The following is a 664-nucleotide window of genomic DNA, read 5'->3' as shown; positions in this document are numbered from 1 at the left end:
CAGGCCACCCCTGGGGCGTGTGATGAAACCGTGTGTAAACGCAATCCAGACGTCCACTGGACCTGTTTACAGGTACAGTGTAACCATATCATAGACGTCCCACTCAGCGTGGCTACTTTGCCACCTGGTGGATGGCTCGGCTCGAGTGCCGAAGACGGACGTGCCAAGCTGCGAAAAGCTGCAGGGACCCGCACGGAGGGGAAGAACTGCAGATCTCCGAATAGGAATCCTCACTAGCAATTGCCTTGCGCAATGGGGAACGCCGGGAATTGAAACATCTCAGTACCGGCAGGAAGAGAAAGCAATCCGCGATGTCGTCAGTAACCGCGAGTGAAATCGACACAGTCCAAACCGAAGCCCTTACGGGCAATGTGGTGTTCGGACTGACTCTCACTACTCGACCGTCTGCATGAAGTCTCTTGGAACAGAGCACGATACAGGGTGACAGTCCCGTAATCCAGACCAGTACAGTACGCGTCAGCTCCAGAGTAGCGGGGGTTGGATATCCCTCGTGAACACGGCAGGCATCCCCTGCTAAGACTAAATACTCCTCGAGACCGATAGTGAACAAGTAGCGTGAGCGAACACTGAAAAGCACCCCGAGAAGGGAGGTGCAATAGGGCCTGAAATCAGGTGGCGATAGAGCGACGGGGCATACAAGGTC

Annotated in this window: 1 rRNA gene; it reads left to right on the top strand. The window is 55.1% G+C overall.

The annotated features are described in order from the left end of the window. Window positions 1–103: 103 nt before the first annotated feature. Window positions 104–664: ribosomal RNA gene (locus ACSC1P_RS22090) — 23S ribosomal RNA — on the top strand; the annotation flags it as partial.

This window comes from Haloarchaeobius caseinilyticus, assembly GCF_051207395.1.
Lineage (GTDB): Archaea > Halobacteriota > Halobacteria > Halobacteriales > Natrialbaceae > Haloarchaeobius.
The sequence above is the reverse complement of the archived record's forward strand: the minus strand, read 5'-3'. Positions and strand labels throughout refer to the sequence as shown.